Here is a 2363-nt window from a genome sequence, read left to right as displayed (position 1 = left end):
TGGCGGTGGTCATCGGGAGCCTCCGGAGCGGGAGTCGGTGGTGGCGGCCTGGCGGGCGCGGGCCCAGCGCAACATCTGGGGTTTGAGCCAGAGGCGCGGGCGCCCGGCGCCCAGGTCGAGCACCGGACGGGGCATGTCCGGGTAGCGACGCAGGTATGTGCTGACGCTGTTGGGGTGGGCCAGGCGCAACAGGCCCGCCACCTCCTGGGCGTCAATCAGGTCCTTCGTATTCACCAGGGGGCACATGGGCGTGTCTATACCCGTAGACACGCGTGGATGCACGGATTCCTTCCCGGGGCCAGGGGGCAGGGTGAGGGTCGGCCAGGCCCCGGAGCAGGCGGGAAGGCGTGAGGACGCTGCGCCGGCCGCGGTCACTGGTTAGAAGGGGGCGTCCCATTTTCCCGGAGCTTTTCCATGGCGATTTCCATGTCCTCGGCCAGCACCCCCATCTTTGTCTCGATGCTGGGGGCCCTCTCGAAGTGCATCAGCAAGGCCCGGGCGCACGCGGAGGCGAAGAAGTTCGACCCGAACGTGCTGGTGACGGTGCGGCTCGCGCCGGACATGCTCCCCTTCAAGAACCAGGTGCAGATCGCCTGTGACTCGGCCAAGTTCTGCGTGGCGCGCCTCTCCGGGGTGGATGCGCCTGCCTTCGAGGACAACGAGACCTCGCTGTCGGAGCTCGAGGCGCGCATCGCCAAGACGATTGCCTTCATCGAGTCGGTGCCGGCCGAGAAGCTGAATGGCACCGAGGAGAAGAGCATCAGCGTGCCGCGCCGTGGCCACGACCCGATGCAGTTCTCCGGCGAGGGCTACCTGAAGCAGTTCGCCCTGCCGAACTTCTTCTTCCACGTGACGACCGCGTACGCGCTGCTGCGCCACAACGGCGTGGACCTGGGCAAGGCGGACTTCCTCGGCGGTCGCTGAAGCCGGCGGCGGTCCCTGACGACGAAGCCCCAGGCTCCCTTCGCGGGAACCTGGGGCTTCTTTGCATCCGGGCTGTCAGCCGGGGACGACTACTCCGCCCACCAGGTCTCGGTCATCACGCTGAAGCCGTTCACCGTGTCGACGTAGATGGCGACGCTGTGGCTGCTCCACGGGTCATCCGCGTAGGAGAAGATGCAGCCCTTGAACGTCCGGCCCGCGATGCGCGCGTCCAGGTTCGCGAGGCCCGCGGAGATGACGCCAGCGGGGAGCTTCGCGCTCGCGTTGACGTAGGCCAGCGTGGAGTTGACCTCGGCGCGGACTTCCGCGGCGTTGGCCAGGTTCGGGCGGATGTACGCGCCGTACGGGACGCTGCTGGGCTCCAGGCCGAAGCAGGTCGGGCCGCCCTGGGAGTACGGGTGGTTGGCCGTGACGACGTCCCACCAGTCGAAGTGGCGCTGCATCACGGCGCCGTAGGAGCCGTTGCTCGGGATGGCGGTCAGCGCGGCGGCGAGCGCCTCGAACGGGCGGCTCAGCGTGGCGGCGTTGCGGATGTTCCGGAAGCTCACGCCGCCGATGCCCGTCACGTTCGCGATGGCCGGGGCCGACGTGAACGGGCGCAGGTTGAGGAGGTTCGCGGCGCCGTTCCACGCGTCCGGCAGGACGTCGTGCAGCTCCGAGTCGCTGATGGTGTTCACCAGCGACACGATGGCCGTCGCGTCGTCTTGGGAGATGGCGACGTCGTCGAAGATGCCGGTGCAGTTCGCGCCGATGAAGGCGCGGGTGCGGGCGCCGCCCTCGATCTGCTTGAGGCGGGCCTCACCGACGAGCGCCACGGACGACAGGTCCGCCAGCGACGTGAACGGGGCCGTCGCGCGGCGGTTCACGAGGTTGGTGACGACGTTGCTCGGCAGGAACTGGTCCAGCGTCGCGTACGTCGACGTGTTCACGAAGGTGAGGATGCCCTGGCACTCCGGGGCCACGTCCACGTCCGTGGTGGTGAGGAGGGGCGCCTGCTGGGACTCGACGGACGCGGGCGCGACCTGCTCGGAGGACGGCTCGGTTTCAATGCCACCGCAACCGGCGAACATGCTCGCGGCAAGAAGGGTTGAGCTGAGACGACGAAGCATCATGGACTCCTCGTAAGGGGGGCTACGGGGGGGAAACTGCGGTGAGGCGGCTCAATACACCAGATCGGTCTGACCCACCCCACCCAAGCCATTATCGGTCCGACCCTGTGTCACGTTTCAGTGAAGCCCGTATTTTTTCTACACGAGGCCATCGGGGTTGATGGGACGGAGTGGGGCTCCAGGACCTTTCAGGTTGAGTGGAAATCATGTGACTCTGGGGGTCCATGACTTCGGAAAGACCCCAGGTGTTCCCCGCGGCGCTCCAACCCGGCACGGAGGTGGGGCGCTGGCGGGTGTTGGGAACGTTGGGGG

At 67.6% G+C, this 2363-nt stretch carries 3 protein-coding genes; 1 reads left to right on the top strand and 2 read right to left on the bottom strand.

Features of this window, described 5'->3' with window-relative positions:
• Positions 1–9: 9 nt before the first annotated feature.
• Entirely contained in the window at positions 10–270 is a 261-nt protein-coding gene (locus tag D7X12_RS40875) for a hypothetical protein (RefSeq protein ID WP_244225085.1), read from the bottom strand.
• Between the two features lie 144 nt (positions 271–414).
• On the opposite strand from D7X12_RS40875, the gene D7X12_RS40870 reads away from it, so the two are divergent.
• Positions 415–924: a DUF1993 domain-containing protein gene (locus tag D7X12_RS40870; RefSeq protein WP_120630505.1), complete on the top strand. Its 510-nt coding sequence runs from the start codon at positions 415–417 to the stop codon at positions 922–924.
• An 89-nt stretch (positions 925–1013) separates the two neighbouring features.
• Here D7X12_RS40870 and D7X12_RS40865 read toward each other — a convergent pair whose 3' ends face one another.
• Positions 1014–2054 (bottom strand): hypothetical protein, encoded by a 1041-nt coding sequence (locus tag D7X12_RS40865; RefSeq protein ID WP_341868274.1) that lies wholly within the window; start codon positions 2052–2054, stop codon positions 1014–1016.
• Between the last annotated feature and the right edge of the window lie 309 nt (positions 2055–2363).

It is taken from the genome of Corallococcus sicarius, assembly GCF_003611735.1.
Lineage (GTDB): Bacteria > Myxococcota > Myxococcia > Myxococcales > Myxococcaceae > Corallococcus > Corallococcus sicarius.
This window is presented reverse-complemented; position numbering and strand designations above follow the sequence as displayed.